Source organism: Actinomyces gaoshouyii (genome assembly GCF_002076915.1).
Taxonomy (GTDB): domain Bacteria; phylum Actinomycetota; class Actinomycetes; order Actinomycetales; family Actinomycetaceae; genus Actinomyces; species Actinomyces gaoshouyii.
In genome coordinates, this window is sequence record NZ_CP020468.1 from 2,016,666 (window position 1) to 2,032,913 (window position 16,248).

Here is a 16,248-nt window from a genome sequence, read left to right on the forward strand (position 1 = left end):
GAGACATGAGGTCGAGTCCGCCATCACCGCCTGGGAGCCCGCTGTGGGGGGCGGCGCCGGTCCAGCCCGAACCGGGCAGGCCCAGACCGCACCTGCACCCAGAAGAGCCTGAAGACCACCTACACCGTCATGAATATGATGGCGGAAACGATGATGGCGACCGCAAAGGTCGCGGCATAAACGAACAATCGCCGGGACCTCTTCCACCGCCCCCTGCCAGCACCGCCCACCATCATCCTTGATGAATAACTCGGAAAAGGCCAGTATCACCAGAAAGGAGAGAATCCACGCCCACCACGGAATGCCGCGATTGAAGAGCATCGCAACCGCAGTGATGGACGCAGCCAGCAGTGCGTTATACCCATGGTTCACACGAGGTTGGGACATAATTTGGGCCCTTAACAAGAAATTGCGGTCACAAGAGCTCCCCCTGCGGCCTCACAGGCGGAAGCCGTAGCAATGCCCGCATCGGGGTGGCGAGTCCACTAGAAGAGCGCGGGGAGGGTAGCCTCCACACCGTCACGCAGCTCGGCGAGATCGAGCATGAGCGGGCGACCGGCACCGCCGTCGGTCAGCAGGTCCGTGCCGGTGACGACGAGCATGTCCCCGCCGGTGGTGCCGATGCGCGCCCACGGCACGCCCTCGGCGCCCGCGGCGGCCTCCACCACCGGCACGGCGGCCTCGTGGACGGCCACGAGCGCGCGCGCCCCGGACTCGGAGAACAGGGCGGTGACGTCGTCGACGCCGTCGCGACTCGCGATGGGGGCCAGATCCACGCTGGCCCCCACGCCGAATCGCAGCGCCGAGTCGACCAGGGTCTGGATGAGACCACCCGTCGAGCAGTCGTGGGCGGCGCGCACCAGCCGAGAGCCGTCGGGCAGGTCCGCCTTGCTCAGCGCGAGGAGCACCCGCCCCAGGGCCATCTCCGCCTCGAGGTCCACCTTCGGGGGCAGCCCGCCGAGGTGGTCGTGGACGACGCGCGTCCAGGCCGAGCCGTCGAGCTCGTCGGCGGTGGCGCCCAGGGCGATGATCGCCAGGCCCTCCTCGTGCCAGCCCGAGGGGTTGGCACGGCGCACGTCGTCCATGACGCCCAGGACGCCGACGACGGGCGTGGGGTTGATGGAGGAGTCGATGAGCCCCTTGACCTTGCCGTGAGAGTTGTACAGCGAGACGTTGCCGCCGGTGACGGGCACGCCCATCTGCCGGCAGGCGTCGGCCAGGCCGGTAATGGCCTCGACGAGCTGCCACATGGCGTCGGGGTCCTCCGGGGAGCCGAAGTTGAGGCAGTCGGTGACGGCCCGCGGGGTGGCGCCCACCGTGCACACGTTGCGGTAGGACTCGGCCAGCGCCTGGGCCGCGCCGGTGGCCGGGTCGAGCTTGGTGAAGCGCCCGTTGGCGTCGGTGGCGATGGCCACGCCCCGGCCAGTGGCCTCGTCGACGCGGACGACGCCGGCGTCGTCGGGCTGGGCCAGGGCGGTGTTGCCCCGCACGAAGCGGTCGTACTGGTCGGTGACCCAGGCGGTGGAGGCCTGGTTGACATCGGTGACGACGGCGAGCACCTGCTCGGTGAGCTCGGCCGCCGTGGCCGGGCGCGCCAGGCGGTCGGAGGAGTCCGCGTTGAGGCCGTCCTGCCAGGCAGGGCGGGAGTAGGGGCGGTCGTAGGTGGGGCCCTCGTGGGCGACGGTGCGCGGGTCGACGTCGACGATGCGCTCACCGAAGTGGTCGATGGTCAGGCGGCCGGAGCCATTGACCTCGCCGATGACGGCGGCCTCGACGTCCCACTTGTCGATGACGGCCATGAAGTCGTCGAGCCGCTCGGGGGCGACGACGGCCATCATGCGCTCCTGGGACTCGCTCATGAGGATCTCGCCGGCGGTGAGCGACGGGTCGCGCAGGAGGACCTTCTCGAGGTCGACGTGCATGCCGCCGTCGCCGTTGGAGGCCAGCTCGCTCGTGGCGCAGGAGATGCCGGCGGCGCCCAGGTCCTGGATGCCAAGGACGAGGTCGGCGTCGAACAGGTCGAGGCAGCACTCGATGAGGACCTTCTCCATGAAGGGGTCGCCCACCTGGACGCTGGGGCGCTTGGCCGGCATGCCGTCCTCGAAGGACTCGCTGGCCAGGATGGAGGCGCCGCCGATGCCGTCGCCGCCGGTGCGCGCGCCGAAGAGGATGACCTTGTTGCCCGCGCCGGAGGCGTTGGCCAGGTGGATGTCCTCGTGGCGCAGGACCCCCACGCACAGGGCGTTGACGAGGGGGTTCTCCTGGTAGGAGGGGTCGAACTCGGTCTCGCCGCCGATGTTGGGCAGGCCCAGGCAGTTGCCGTACCCGCCCACACCTGCCACGACGCCGTGCACGACGCGGGCGGTGTCGGGGTGGTCCGCGGCACCGAAGCGCAGCTGGTCCATGACGGCCACGGGCCGCGCGCCCATGGAGATGATGTCGCGGACGATCCCGCCCACGCCGGTCGCGGCGCCCTGGTAGGGCTCGACGAAGCTCGGGTGGTTGTGGGACTCGACCTTGTAGGTCACGGCCCAGCCGTCGCCGATGTCGACGACGCCGGCGTTCTCCCCCATGCCGACCAGCAGGTGCTCGCGCATCTCGGGGGTGACCTTGGCGCCGAACTGCTTGAGGTGGATCTTGGAGGACTTGTAGGAGCAGTGCTCGGACCACATGACGGAGTACATGGCGAGCTCGGCGGCCGTGGGGCGGCGACCGAGGAGGCGCTTGATGCCCTCGTACTCGTCGGCCTTGAGGCCGAGCTCGGCCCAGGGCATCGCCTGATCGGGCGTTGCCGCGGCGTCGGCGACGGTGTCGGGGTGCTCGACGGGACGGGGGGCGGTCTCGGCGGTGCGGGCTGTGTGAGCCATGCGACTGCTCCTGGGGGTGGGCGGGAGGGTGCCGCGCCTGAGGATACTCGGCGGGTGGGGGCGAGCGGCCATGAGTCCCCCAGGTGAGCCGGCCGGCGAGCACGATCCGCGATTCGAGACGAAGACGCGCCCCAAAGGTGCGGCCTCTCACACGCGGAGAGGGCAAGATCGTGCCATGAGAACCATCGACGTCGCACCGCTGCCCCTGTCAGAGCTCGAGCCCCATCTCGATGAGATCGCCGCGCACCGGCTCCGCGACGGCGTGGCAGCCGCGCAGGCGCTCCTGGAGGGACGCGTCCTATGGACCGTGACTCCCACGGACCAGGCGGGCGCCGGCCCCGTGGAGACCGTGGCCCCCCTGGTGGGCTACGCCCGTGGCCTGGGCGTCGACGCCCGGTGGCTGTGCCTGGACGCTCCGGCGGAGTTCATCGCCCTCAGCGGGCGCCTGCACTCGTGGATCCATGGGGACATCGGGGACCGAGGCCGCCTGGGGGACAAGGAGCGCGACCTCTACGAGCACACACTGGCGTCCAACGCGGAGAACGTCGCCGGGGACATCTGCGAGGGTGACATCGTCATCCTCCATGATCCGGCGACCGCCGGCCTGGCGCGCCCCCTCAAGGCGGCGGGCGCCGTCGTCGTGTGGCGCTGCCACGCGGGCGCGGATCTGGCCACCGCCGACCCCGAGGGCGTGGAGGACGCCCAGCGCGCCTGGGCCTTCCTGGACCGCTATCTGGAGGACGCCGACTACGTGATCGTCTCCTGCGAGGAGTACCGGCCCCCCTTCACCGAGCCCGAGGCCTGCGCAGTCATCCCGCCCTCCATCAACCCCGACAGCCCCAAGAACCGGGTTCTCGACATGGATGAGGCCTGGTCGATCGCGCGCCTGGCGGGGATCTTCGACGGCGAGCCCCCCTTCGACGCCTTCCCCTTCATCCGCGGCGACGGACGGACGGACGCGCTGCGCTCCGCGGCGGCCGAGAACGGCGAGAGCGGCGTCATGCGCGCCGGGGGCCCGGTACCGCTGGGGGCGCGGACGATCACGCAGGTCTCGCGCTGGGACCGGCTCAAGGGCATGAGGGAGTTGGCGATCGCCTTCGCGGAGAACCTCGGGGCCCTCCCCGACGACGCGCACCTGCTGCTGGTGGGGCCTCGCCCCGGGAGCGGCACCGCTGCGGCGCGGGTGCTGGACGAGGTCGTCGAGGCCGTTGAGCTCCTCCCCGCGGCGGCCCGTTCGCGCATCCACATCGCGGCGGTGCCCGCCCAGGACCGGGAGGTCAACGCCCTCGTGGTCAACGCCGCGCAGCGGGTGAGCTCGGTGGTCACCCAGCGCTCGATCGTCGAGGCCTTCGGGCTGACGGTGGCCGAGGCGATGTGGAAGAAGACCCCCGTGGTGGCCTCCGGCGTCGGGGGGATCCGCACGCAGGTGACCGACGGCGTCGACGGCGTCCTCGTGGACCCGCATGACGGCGCCGCCTGGGCTCAGGCCGTGGCGGACCTGCTGCTCTTCCCCGAGCGGGCGGCGGAGATGGGGGCGACGGCGCACGAGTCGGTGCGCCGATCCTTCCTACCGGACCGGCATCTCCTGCAGGTCGTCGACGCCCTCGCGGCGGCCCTTGAGAGGTCCTGAGGTCCGGCCCCGGCGGTCGGGCGCGCGCCTCCCCCCAGAGTTTTCCACAGGCTTCCTCCACAGGCATGTGCGCAGCGGGGGACGAGCCGCGAGATAGCGGGCCTCCGCCTGTGAAGGCGACCTCACATCCACGATTGTGCCCCCGTATGTACCACACACGGGGGCACAAGTCTCTTTTCAGGGTGCGTACAGGGTCTTGCCAGGATTGGTCAAATCCCCGAGATTATGCGGTTTTCCTCACGTTTTGAGCTCCTGGAGCCCCGTTTCCCGCAGCAGGCCGCCATTCCGGGAGGAGGCCCGGGAAGCCGGCCCGGCATGGGGGCGCCCCTGCCCGATCACGATGCCGACACGATTCCGGCGCTTCGGTCTCAGAGCGATCAACACAGGCTTGTCCACAGCCCGCCGGGCGGCCTTGTGGATAACTCCCAGGCTTCTCGCAGGTTCCCGATCGTGCCCCACGCGCGCAGCCGGGCGCCCGCTGCCCGGCCCCCGTCATGCCGGGCACGCGATCCGCCCCGGTGGGCGCGCGGCGCGCCCACCGGGGCGGATCGATGAGAAGCGGCTCAGGCGGCCACGAGGGAGCTGATGACCGACTGGAAGATGCGCAGGCCGTCAATGCCGGTCCGGGGGCCGGCGGGCGAGTCGGGACCGAAACCCGGCTCCACCGCGTGCTCGGGGTGGGGCATGAGGCCGACGACATTCCCGCGCTCGTTCCTCACCCCGGCGATGTCCCTCGCCGAGCCGTTGGGGTTGTCGATGTAGCGGAAGACGACGAGGCCCTCGCCCTCGAGGCGGTCGAGCTCCTCGGGGGAGGCGATGAAGTTTCCCTCGCCGTTCTTGAGCGGGACGACGATCTCCTCGCCGTCGTCCATGGACGCCGTCCAGGCGGTCGTCGTCGACTCCACGCGCAGGCGCTGCTCGCGGCAGTAGAACTTCTGGTGGTCATTGCGAATGAGGGCGCCGGGCAGCAGATGGGCCTCGGCGAGGATCTGGAAGCCGTTGCAGATGCCCAAGACCGGCATCCCGGCGCCGGCCGCGTTGATGACCTCGCCCATGACGGGCGCGAAGCGGGCGATGGCGCCGCAGCGCAGGTAATCGCCGTAGGAGAAGCCGCCGGGGACGACAACAGCGTCCACGCCCCTCAGATCGGCGTCCTTGTGCCACAGGCTCACGGCCTCGCCGCCGGCCAGGCGGATGGCTCGGGCGGCATCGACGTCGTCGAGAGTGCCGGGGAAGGTGATGACTCCGATGCGGGCGCCGACGGGGCTGTCACTCACGGCTCAATCCTCCTCGAGCGGGCAGATGGAGACGACGTCCTCGATGATGGGGTTGGACAGCAGAGTGCTGGCGGCCTGCGCGGCGGCGTCGAGGTGCTCCTGAGTGACGGGCCCCTCGACGGCGAGCTCGAAGCGGCGGCCCTGCCGCACTGCGGTGAATCCGGTCAGGCCGATCCTGGGCAGGCTCCCCATGACGGCCTTGCCCTGCGGGTCGAGGATCTCCGGCTTGGGCATGACTTCAACGACGATGCGTCCCAATGTGCTCTCCTGGGAGTTGGGGGAAGTGCGGCGCGACCAGTGTAACCAGTGCGCGCCCGCGCCTCCGAGGCCGTCCACCGCCACCGACGCGCCCTCCGAGCCTGGGACAGCCCGCGCGAGGCGCCGCAGGGCCTAGATGCGGCCGAGCCAGTCCCCGGCGAGCCTGAGGGCGAGGATGCCACCGATGGCCAGAGCGCAGGTGCCGATGAGCCAGGCGGGCCCCAATATGAGGGCGATGACGGCGCAGACCACGGCGGCGGCGAGCATGAAGCCGCCGACGGCGCCCGCCACACCCGCGGGGGCCTGGCTCGACTGATCCACCGTGGAGGTCCCCATGAGGGGCCTCGGACCCGAGCCGACGGCGACACGCGGCCCTGCCCCGGTGGGGGCGAGCCCGGCGGGATCGTTCTCGGCGCCTGAGGTGAGCAGGTGCTGGGGGTCGGCGACATCGACATCGCCATTGGTCAGCCCGGCGGCCACATCCACCAGGCTGGGCTCCCAGCGCTCGGCCTCGCCGCGCACCGGCGTGCCGCCGGCCCAGGCGAGGTACCCGGCGGCGGATACGAGTCCCGCGCCTCCCAGGACGACGACGAGCCAGGGCGGCACCCAGGGATGCCCGGCATTGGCGGCGGTGGCCAGGCGCATCGCCGAGGTGGTGGCCAGGACGAGGCCGACGAGGGCGCATGCGATACCCGCCAGGCGCTGGCGCACGAGCGAGGCCGGCCAGGGGGTACGGGCCCTTTGCAGCGGCGTCGGCTCCGTGGAGCGGCCGCGCCCAACGCCCCAGTCGGTGCCCCGGGGATTGCGGGGTCCCCCGGATGGGGCAGGGCCATCCGGGCCGGGGGCACCGGGCCCATTGGACTCCGAGGGGCCGTCGTCCGAGGCGGGGTAGGAGGGGCGTCCGAGGACATCGGGGCCCAGGTCCACGTCGGCGTCGATGATCTCGGCCTCGGACCAGGTGGTGCGCTGCCTCCTGCCGGATCCTCTCGAGGGGCCCGATTGGCCCCAGTTGACGGGCCCCCGATCGGACGCGGGCCGGCGATCCCGGCCGATCGGCGGGCTCACTCAGATCACCTGCCCGAGGATGGAGGCCAGCCCGAGGGAGATGAGGAGGAAGCCGAAGGCTGCCACGAGGATCTGGCCGAGGCGCAGCAGGGACTCGCCCATCGTGGTACCGGAGAGGCGCTCATCGACGGCGCGGCCCAGCGAAGTCGAGACCAGGGCGGTGGACACGGGGCCGGAGACGACGTCGAGGGCGGTGAGCTCGCGACGGACACTGGGCTCGGGCAGCGCGATGGCGGTCGAGCCGCCCGAGGCAATGACGGTCAGCTCGGCGCCGGGGGCGGCGGACCGCCCGAGACGCCCATGAGAGCTCGCCCCACCGGTGCGGGCCGATTCGGCCGTGGCGCGCTTGCGGGCGGCTGCGGCGCGGTTGCGATCCAGCCGCAGGCGCGGGGCGTTGACGACGAGCGAGCGCGCGGGGACCCGCAGGGCGGCGATGAGCCCGAGGCCGACGACGAGCAGGGCGATCCCGCCGAGGATCGCGGAGGTCCCCCGGGCTCCCAGGGCGCTGGCGAGCGCGGCGGCCAGGGCGAGGATGACGACGAGCATCGCCGCGACGACGAGCACGGCGAAGCCCCGCCCGGGACTGAAACTGCGGGCCACGCGGGGCGCAGGGCCCCCGGGCGCGCCTGAGGCGGGACCGCCGGGCACGGCGCCCGGACCGGCCGTCGTCACTGGGCCTCCCCGAGGTCGAGGGGCGCCCCGGTGAGGCGCTCGTAGGCCTCGAGATAGCGCGCGCGGGTGCGCTCGACGACGTCATCGGGCAGAGCGGGGGGCCTCTCGCCGGAGGCGCGGTCCCAGCCGGAGGCCGGGGAGACGAGCCAGTCGCGCACATACTGCTTGTCGAAGGAGGGGGTGGGCCTTCCCTCCTGCCACTCCTCGGCGGGCCAGAACCGGGAGGAGTCGGGGGTGAGGACCTCGTCGCCCAGGACGAGGGAGCCGTCGGGGCCGGCGCCGAGCTCGAACTTGGTGTCGGCGATGACGATGCCGCGCCGGGCGGCGATGTCGACGGCGCGCGTGTAGAGGGCGAGGGTGACGTAGCGGAGCTTGGCGGCGGTGGCCTCCCCCACCATCTCGACGACGCGCTCGTAGGAGATGTTCTCGTCGTGCTCACCGACCTCGGCCTTGGCGGCGGGAGTGAAGATCGGCTGGGGCAGGAGGGAGGCCTCGGTCAGGCCGTAGGGCAGTGGCAGGCCGCAGACGGTCTTGTTGAGGCGGTACTCGATGAGGCCGGAGCCGGTGAGGTAGCCGCGGGCGACGCACTCGACGGGGTACATGTCGAGGCGGCGGCAGATCATGGCGCGCCCGATGACCTCCTCGGGCACGTCAAGAGTGACGAGGTGGTTGGGGACCACGTCGGCGAGCTGCTCGAACCACCAGGCGGACATGGCGGTGAGGATGCGGCCCTTGTCCGGGATGGTGGTGTTCAGGACGTGGTCGTAGGCGCTGATGCGGTCCGAGGCGACGATGAGGAGGACGTCCTGGCCCGCCCAGGGGCTGGTGGCATCGGGGGTGTAGACATCGCGGACCTTGCCGCTGGAGCGGTGAGCCCAACCCGGGACTGTCAGGGGGGCGGGGCCTGGCGTGGTGCTCATGCGCCCATCCTGCCACCCTGACCTGCCCGCGCGCAGCGAAGATCTGCCCAAAGGCCCCATAGCGCGCGGTAGCGCGGGGCGAACGAACGGGGCTCAGCGCCCGGCGGCTATGTCAGTGCGGTACTGGGCGCCGTCGAGATGGATGCGGCTGATCGCCTGGTAAGCACGTTCCCTCGCGTCGGAGACCGACTCGCCGAGGGCCACGATGGACAGGACCCGCCCGCCGGTGGCGATGAGGGCGCCGTCGTCATCCCGCCCGGTACCGGCGTGAAGGACATGGACGCCGTCGATGCTCTCGGCCTCCTCTATACCGGTGATGGCCCCGCCGGTGGTGATGGTGCCGGGGTAGCCGGGGGCGGCGAGGACGACGTCCACGGCGGCCCGGGCACTCCAGGTGGGCTCGGGGGCCTCGGCGAGGCGGCCGGTGGCGGCTGCCAGGAGGAGCTCGGGAAGGGAGGAGGTCAGGCGCGCGAGGACGGCCTGGGTCTCGGGGTCGCCGAATCGCGCGTTGAACTCGACGACGCGCAGGCCCCTGGAGGTCAGGGCGAGGCCGCAGTAGAGGAGCCCGATGAAGGCGGTGCCGCGACGGGCGAGCTCATCGATGACGGGCTGGGCGACGGTGTCGACGACTTGCTCGGCGAGGTCGGCGGGCGCCCAGGTCAGCGGCGTGTAGGAGCCCATGCCGCCGGTGTTGGGGCCGGTGTCCCCGTCCCCGAGGCGCTTGAAATCCTGGGCGGGGGCGAGGGCGCGGACGGTGGCGCCGTCGCAGACGCAGAAGACGGAGGCCTCAGGACCATCGAGGTAATCCTCGACAACGACGCGCCCGCCCTGCTTGGCCAGGCAGGCGAGACCGTGGTCGAGGGCCGTGGCGCGATCGGGGGTGACGACGACGCCCTTGCCGGCGGCCAGGCCATCGTCCTTGACGACGTGCGGAGCGCCGAAGCGGTCGAGGGCTGCCTCGAGCTCAGCGGGGGTGTCGCAGACGGCGGCCTCGGCGGTGGGGACCCCGGCGGAGGCCATGACCTCCTTGGCGAAGGCCTTGGAGCCCTCCAGGCGGGCGGCCCCGGCTCCGGGGCCGAAGCAGGCGATGCCCGCGGCGCGGACGGCGTCGGCGACTCCGGCGACGAGAGGCGCCTCGGGGCCGATGACAACGAGGTCGGCACCCATCTGCCGGGCGAGCGCGACGACGGCCTCGGGGTCGTTGGCATCGGCGCTGATGTTGGTGGCGATGGCAGCCGTGCCCGGGTTCCCGGGGGCGACGACGAGCTCTGTGGTGGCGGGGTCGGATGCGAGGGCGCGGGCCAGGGCGTGCTCGCGCGCGCCGGAGCCCAGGAGCAGGATCTTCACGTGGCCAGCGTAGCCGGGTGACCGGCACCGTGGCACCCGGCCGGGCAGGAGGCACGAGCACCGTCCCGGCGCCCGTAGAGCGCGGGCGGCAGCGAACGGGGGCCCGGACCGTCGGCACGGTCCGGGCCCCCGTCGGAGCCCGCCTCACTCAGGACGGCGAGGCGATGTCAGCACTCAGGCCTTGGCGGCGGCGATGCGCTCGCGGAACTTCGCCAGCTCCTCGCGGATGGCCGCGGGGACCTTGTCGCCGAACTGGGAGAAGTACTGCTCGGTGTCATCCATCTCGGCGGCCCAGGCGTCGGGGTCGATGGCGTACATCTTGTCCCAGTCGGCCTCGCTCACGCCGGCGCCCTCGAGGTTGAAGTCCTCGCGCTTGGGGTAGATGCCCGTGACACCTTCGATGCCCTCGACCTCGCCGGAGGCGCGGCGCACGATCCAGTCCAGGACGCGGCTGTTGTCGCCGTAGCCCGGCCAGAGGAACTTGCCGTCCTCGTCCTTGCGGAACCAGTTGACCTGGTAGACCTTCGGGAAGCTCTCGCCCAGCTGCTCCTGGAGCTCGAGCCAGTGGCCCCAGTAGTCGGCCATGTTGTAGCCGCAGAAGGGCAGCATGGCGAAGGGGTCGTGGCGCAGGGAGCCGGCCTTGACGTCCGTGGCGGCAGCGGTGACCTCGGAGGCCACCGAGGCGCCGATGAACACGCCGTGGGCGGGCGAGTACTGCTCGGCGACGAGCGGCACGTTGGAGGCGCGGCGGCCACCGAAGAGGATCGCGTCGATGGCGACGCCCTCAGGAGCCTCCCAGTCCGGGCAGATGATCGGGCACTGCGAGGCCGGGGTGGTGAAGCGCGAGTTCGGGTGCGCGGCCTTCTTGCCCTCGGCGGCGTCGGCCGGGGTGAAGTCGTTGCCGAGCCAGTCGATGAGGTGCTCGGGCATCTCGGCGTCGATGCCCTCCCACCACACGTCGCCGTCGTCCGTGAGGGCGACGTTCGTGAAGATGGTGTTGGCCTTCATGGTCTCCATGGCCATCGGGTTCGTCTTGTAGGACGTGCCCGGGGCGACGCCGAAGAAGCCGGCCTCCGGGTTGATGGCGCGCAGGCGGCCGTCCTCACCCTGACGCATCCAGGCGATGTCGTCACCGACGGTCTCGACCTTGTAGCCCTCGATGGTGGGCTGGAGCATGGCGAGGTTCGTCTTGCCGCAGGCCGAGGGGAAGGCGGCGGTGACGTGGTACTGCTTGCCGGACTTCTCGTCGGTCAGGCGCAGGATGAGCATGTGCTCGGCCATCCAGCTGTCGCGGCGGGCCATCGTCGAGGCGATGCGCAGCGCGTAGCACTTCTTGCCCAGCAGGGCGTTGCCGCCGTAGCCGGAGCCGTAGGACCAGATCTCGTTGGTCTCGGGGAAGTGGGTGATGTACTTCTCCTCGTTGCACGGCCAGGTGGTGTCCTCCTGACCGGGGGCGAGGGGGGCGCCGACGGAGTGGACGGCGGGAACCCACGTGCGGCCCTCGTTGATGAGGTCCATCGCCTTGGTGCCGATGCGCGCCATGATGCGCATGTTGACGACGACGTAGGGGGAGTCGGTGATCTCGATGCCCAGCTGGGAGATCGGGCCGCCCAGGGGGCCCATGGAGAAGGGGATGACGTACATCGTACGGCCGGCGTAGGTGCCGTCGAACTTCTCGTTGAGGATGGCCTTCATCTCGGCCGGGTCGTACCAGTTGTTCGTGGGACCCGCGTCCTCCTCCTTCTCGGAGCAGATGTAGGTGCGGGACTCCACGCGGGCGACGTCGCTCGGCAGGGAGCGGGCCAGGAAGGAGTTCGGACGCTTCTCGGGGTTGAGGCGGGTGAACATGCCCGACTCCACCATCTCGGTGGTGAGGCGGTCCCACTCCTCGTCGGAGCCGTCGGCGAAGTAGACCTTCTCCGGCTTGCCGAGCTCGGCGATGCGGATCGCGAACTCGACGACGTCCTCGGGAGCGTTGGCGGGCGCCGCAGCGCGAACGTCCTGGGCGGTCACAGTCATGTGTGAGTCCCTTCCTTGGGTTGGTTGACTCTCAATACGGTCGAGGCCAATCCTCCCCCACAACGCCCTGGGAGTCACGCGCACCTTGGTCCTATCGGAGCTCTTTCACCAGAAGCGCAGAGGTGACAGAGGTGACATGGACCCATGGCCTGCGCCACATCCAGGTCATCCTCATCGCGCCCACCACCAGCCCCGACATCCTTGCCAGCCGGGGTACAGTCGCGCTGTGACGACCACCGGCCCCGACCGAATCGCCAGCATCGCGCGAGCCCTGCGCCGACGGGGCCGCTCGGCCGTGCTCGCCGCGCCCCTGGCCGTGGCGCTGAGCGCCTGCACGGCCAACCTCGAGATGGAGATCGGCGATGACGGCCGCTACAGCGCCGCCATCGAGATGCGGGACTCCACGGGCAGAGTGCTCAAGTCCAAGGAGGACTGCCAGAGCCTGGCGGATAAGGCCGTCGCAGGCACCTCCGCGAGTTCACAGGCCGAGGTCCTCGAAGCCGACGGCACTGAGGTCGCCTGCAAGATCACCGTGAGCGGCGTGGAGATCCCCGCGTCCGACCAGGGCGCCCCGAATGCGCTCGTCGTGCGCAAGGGCGATCTGTACGTGGTCGATCTGACGGCGCTCACCGATGGCCTCACGGCCCCGGCGGGCGCCGCGGTCCCCTCGGGGGGCGACGGCTCGCAGGGACTCCGGGGCTCCGCGTCCACCGGCGCCGCGGTCGGGCCGACCGCGGCGCCGCTCAACTCGAGGATTTCGGTGACCTTCCCGGGCGCAGTCGTCGACGGCGGCGGCGGCAGTATCGACGGCAGGACCGTCACCTGGAGGAGCACGGACACGATCCTCGCGGGGATCCATGCCACCGGGTACACGAGGGCGAACGCCGGCCTGGGCTTCTGGGACCGCTACTCCTGGTGGGTTATCGGCGGAACTGCCGCACTGGCTGCGGCCGTGGCGGCGGCGGCCCTCAAGCGCCGCCGAGCGCGGACTTGACGGCCCCGCAGCGCTGTCCATGCCACGGCGCCATGAGACGTGCTCCCCGCAGCGCGCCGGGGCTCTCTCATCCGTATGCTAGGCCCATGGCTACCTCCCCGCAGCGCCGCAAGCTCACAGCGGCCCTCCTCCTACCTACCGCCGCTCTCGCCCTCGCCGCCTGCGGCGGAGACGTCGACTTCGTCATCCACGACAACGACACCTTCGACCTGACGATGGTCGCATGGGACAGCACGAACTCCGGTCTCCTGACAAAGCAAACCTGCACGGAGGAGACAATGGCCGGCCAGGGATTCAGCAGCTCGAATCTCCCGGATGGGGCTCAACCGACCTACACCTTCGGGGACAAGGACGGCAGTCCTTCGTGCACCCTGGAGATGAAGGGGATCAAGCTGAGCGACACGAACTCAAGTGGCAGCAACGGCATCAAGCACGAAGGCGACACTTACGTCTTCAACTGGGACGCATCCGACATGCAGGACAGCTCGCAGGGCGCGCTTCCCGGGGTCGCCGTCTCACTCAATGTCACCTTCCCCGGCGAGGTGATCGAGCACAATGGCAGTTCCACGGTTGATAGCACGAAAGTGACCTGGAAGAACATCATCACCGAGTCCGAGTCCACTCTGCACGCCGTTGGCAAGGACAAGGGCTCCGATTCGTCCCCAGGCTCCTCCGACTCGAAGCTCCCCCTCATCCTGGGCATCGGCGCAGTCGTGGCCCTGCTCGTCATCGGGGGCATCGTGGCGGCGGTCATCACCTCCAAGAAGAAGGCCGCCGCCTCCGCGCTGCCCTACGGCGCGCCCGCGGCTCCCGGCCAGCCGATGCAGCCCGGTTACGCCCCCACCGTCGATTACGGCGCAGCACTGCCCGGGCAGCAGCAGTACGGCCAGGTCGGCTACCCGCAGCAGTACGGCCAGCCCGGACAACAGCCGTACGGCCAGGTCGGCTACCCGCAGCAGAACAGCCAGGTCGGACAGCAGGACGGCCAGCAACCGCCCCAGCAGCCCTACGGCGGTCAGCACTGAGACCAGTTGAACGCGGCTCCGGCCCTTGGGGCCGGTCACGCGATAGGAGTCCCCGGCATCGACGGATGCCGGGGACTCCTGCCGTCTCGATCGGCCTCGCCCCGCGCAGCCGACGCCGCGCGAGCGGGCGGGCGCCGTCAGCCGAGGAGCCGGTGGCGCACGATCGTCGCCTCGCGCCCGGCGCCCACACCGATGGCCGAGACGCGGCAGCGCGACAGCTCCTCGATCCGCTCCACATAATCCCGCGCAGCCCGGGGCAGATCGGAGAAGTCCCGGGCGCCCGTGATGTCCTCGCTCCAGCCGGGCATGATCTCGTAGATGGGCGTGGCGTGGTGGAAGCCGGTCTGGGTCAACGGCATCTCATCGGTCCGCTCACCATCGACGTCGTAGGCCACGCAGATGGGGATCTCCTCGTGCCCGGTGAGGACGTCGAGCTTGGTGAGGACGAGATCAGTCAGTCCGTTGACGCGCGCGGCATACCGGGTGACGACGGCGTCGTGCCATCCGCAGCGGCGCGGGCGGCCCGTGGTCACGCCGAACTCCCCCCCCTCGGCGCGAAGGCGCTCGCCCATGGCATCGGTGAGCTCGGTCGGGAAGGGGCCCTCCCCCACGCGCGTGGTGTAGGCCTTGGCCACGCCGATGACGGAGTCGATGCGCGTGGGGCCGACCCCTGTGCCGGTGCAGGCGCCGCCGGCGGTGGGGTTGGAGGAGGTGACGAAGGGGTAGGTGCCATGGTCGATGTCGAGCATGGTGGCCTGGCCCGCCTCGAAGAGGACGGTCTTGCCCGCATCGAGGGCGTTGTTGAGCTCCAGGCCGCAGTCGATCACCATGGGCCGCACGCGGTCGGCGTAGGACAGCAGCTCGTCGGCGACGGCGACAGGGTCGATCGCGGGCCGGTTGAAGAGCTTGGTGAGCAATCCGTTCTTCTGCTCCAGGGCGGAGGAGACCTTCTGACGCAGGATCGAGGGATCGAAGAGGTCCTGGATGCGGATGCCGATGCGGTTCATCTTGTCCGCGTAAGTGGGGCCGATCCCCCGCCCGGTAGTACCCAACTGGCGGGCGCCGAGAAAGCGCTCGGTGGTGCGGTCCATGATCCGGTTGTAGGAGGGGATGATGTGGGCGTCTGAGGAGATGCGCAGGCAGGAGGCGTCTTTTCCACGCGCCTCGATCTCCGCGATCTCCGCGAAGAGGACCTCGAGGTCCACGACGACGCCGTTGCCGATGATCGGGATGACCCCCGGGGTGAGAACGCCGGCCGGCAGGAGGTGGAAGGCGAACTTCTCGCCATCGATCACGACGGTGTGGCCGGCATTGTTGCCGCCATTGAACTTGACGACGTAGTCGACGTCCTGGCCGAACTGGTCGGTCGCCTTGCCCTTCCCCTCGTCTCCCCACTGGGCTCCGACGACGACAATGCCTGGCATGTCTCTCTCCTGGTGCTCTTGGGGCCCGCCGATGCGCGCGCCTTCCTCCAGGCTACCCGAGGGCCGGGGCGCCACGGCCCCGGTCTGCGCTCAGACGGCGTCGGGCGCGCTGGCGGCCCGGCGGAGGCGGTCGATGATGCCGCGCTGCACGACGGCGATGAGGTAGGCCTGGAAGCCGACGCCGATGATGACCATGAACCAGGCGACCGGGCCCACCGCGCCCGGCAGGACGAGGACGAGCGCTGCCGGGGCCGCCACGATGGCCAGGCAGAGGGCGGTTCGGCCGAGCGCCCCGACGGCCAGTCGCATCGCATTGCCCATGTGCCTCACCGCGGAGTTGTCGAAGAAGGCCACCAGGGGCAGGAGCCAGCAGCCCACGCCTGTCAGGATCAGGGAGCAGGCCAGCACCAGGCCCGACGCTCCGGAGCTCAGGCGGGCGCCGGCCGCGCCGTCGGCATGTGAGAACAGGAGGAGCTCAGCGCCCATGAGGGCGTTGAGCGCGAGCGCGGGCAGCCACCACACCAGCGAGCCGCGCAGATTGGATCTGAAGGAGCGCCACCAGGAGCGCACCGTGTAGACGTCCTCGTCGCGCGCCATCTCCATGGCGACGCGGTGGCAGGCGACGAGGGCGGACCCCGCCGTCAGCACGGGCAGGCACCCCAGGAGGGTGAGCCCGTTGATGACGACGAGATCCGCCGCTGCCGACCACGCCCTGTGGAAGGGCGAGTCGATCCGGAGGAGTCCGGCCAT

The 16,248-nt window shown here is 70.8% G+C and carries 13 protein-coding genes; 3 read left to right on the forward strand and 10 right to left on the reverse strand.

Going from position 1 to position 16,248, the window contains the following annotated elements:
* Positions 1-485: 485 nt before the first annotated feature.
* Positions 486-2,867, reverse strand: a complete 2,382-nt coding sequence (purL, locus tag B6G06_RS08380) for a phosphoribosylformylglycinamidine synthase subunit PurL (protein WP_081171866.1) — start codon at positions 2,865-2,867, stop codon at positions 486-488.
* A 175-nt stretch (positions 2,868-3,042) separates the two neighbouring features.
* Between purL and B6G06_RS08385 the strand changes: the two genes are divergently transcribed.
* Positions 3,043-4,497, forward strand: coding sequence for a glycosyltransferase (locus B6G06_RS08385; RefSeq protein ID WP_081171867.1), 1,455 nt, complete (start codon positions 3,043-3,045; stop codon positions 4,495-4,497).
* A 563-nt stretch (positions 4,498-5,060) separates the two neighbouring features.
* Here the strand turns inward: B6G06_RS08385 and purQ are convergent.
* The 7 genes from purQ to B6G06_RS08420 all read right to left on the reverse strand — a co-directional run bounded on the left by purQ (position 5,061) and on the right by B6G06_RS08420 (position 12,055).
* Positions 5,061-5,774 (reverse strand): phosphoribosylformylglycinamidine synthase subunit PurQ, encoded by a 714-nt coding sequence (purQ, locus tag B6G06_RS08390; RefSeq protein ID WP_080462131.1) that lies wholly within the window; start codon positions 5,772-5,774, stop codon positions 5,061-5,063.
* Between the two features lie 3 nt (positions 5,775-5,777).
* Positions 5,778-6,032 (reverse strand): phosphoribosylformylglycinamidine synthase subunit PurS, encoded by a 255-nt coding sequence (locus B6G06_RS08395; protein WP_080462132.1) that lies wholly within the window; start codon positions 6,030-6,032, stop codon positions 5,778-5,780.
* Between the two features lie 132 nt (positions 6,033-6,164).
* Positions 6,165-7,097, reverse strand: a complete 933-nt coding sequence (locus tag B6G06_RS10560) for a PsbA protein (protein WP_240494050.1) — start codon at positions 7,095-7,097, stop codon at positions 6,165-6,167.
* Positions 7,098-7,769: a hypothetical protein gene (locus B6G06_RS08405; RefSeq protein WP_420807191.1), complete on the reverse strand. Its 672-nt coding sequence runs from the start codon at positions 7,767-7,769 to the stop codon at positions 7,098-7,100. It lies immediately after the preceding gene.
* Positions 7,766-8,689, reverse strand: a complete 924-nt coding sequence (locus B6G06_RS08410) for a phosphoribosylaminoimidazolesuccinocarboxamide synthase (protein WP_081171868.1) — start codon at positions 8,687-8,689, stop codon at positions 7,766-7,768. The genes B6G06_RS08405 and B6G06_RS08410 overlap by 4 nt, the downstream gene beginning before the upstream one ends.
* A gap of 93 nt (positions 8,690-8,782) precedes the next feature.
* Positions 8,783-10,036, reverse strand: coding sequence for a phosphoribosylamine--glycine ligase (gene purD / locus B6G06_RS08415; RefSeq protein WP_081171869.1), 1,254 nt, complete (start codon positions 10,034-10,036; stop codon positions 8,783-8,785).
* A 174-nt stretch (positions 10,037-10,210) separates the two neighbouring features.
* Complete coding sequence (locus B6G06_RS08420; RefSeq protein ID WP_081171870.1) at positions 10,211-12,055, reverse strand: phosphoenolpyruvate carboxykinase (GTP); 1,845 nt, start codon at positions 12,053-12,055, stop codon at positions 10,211-10,213.
* A gap of 226 nt (positions 12,056-12,281) precedes the next feature.
* On the opposite strand from B6G06_RS08420, the gene B6G06_RS08425 reads away from it, so the two are divergent.
* Together B6G06_RS08425 and B6G06_RS08430 are read left to right on the forward strand one after the other, a co-directional pair.
* On the forward strand, positions 12,282-13,049 hold the full coding sequence (locus tag B6G06_RS08425) for an LppM family (lipo)protein (protein ID WP_081171871.1): 768 nt from the start codon (positions 12,282-12,284) through the stop codon (positions 13,047-13,049).
* A gap of 86 nt (positions 13,050-13,135) precedes the next feature.
* Entirely contained in the window at positions 13,136-14,074 is a 939-nt protein-coding gene (locus B6G06_RS08430) for an LppM family (lipo)protein (protein WP_081171872.1), read from the forward strand.
* 137 nt (positions 14,075-14,211) lie between these two features.
* Here B6G06_RS08430 and B6G06_RS08435 read toward each other — a convergent pair whose 3' ends face one another.
* Both B6G06_RS08435 and B6G06_RS08440 read right to left on the reverse strand, forming a co-directional pair.
* Positions 14,212-15,498, reverse strand: a complete 1,287-nt coding sequence (locus B6G06_RS08435; RefSeq protein ID WP_081171873.1) for an adenylosuccinate synthase — start codon at positions 15,496-15,498, stop codon at positions 14,212-14,214.
* A gap of 90 nt (positions 15,499-15,588) precedes the next feature.
* The gene (locus tag B6G06_RS08440) at positions 15,589-16,248 is read right to left on the reverse strand and encodes a MusI family membrane protein (protein WP_080462139.1); all 660 of its coding nucleotides are present in this window, start codon (positions 16,246-16,248) and stop codon (positions 15,589-15,591) included.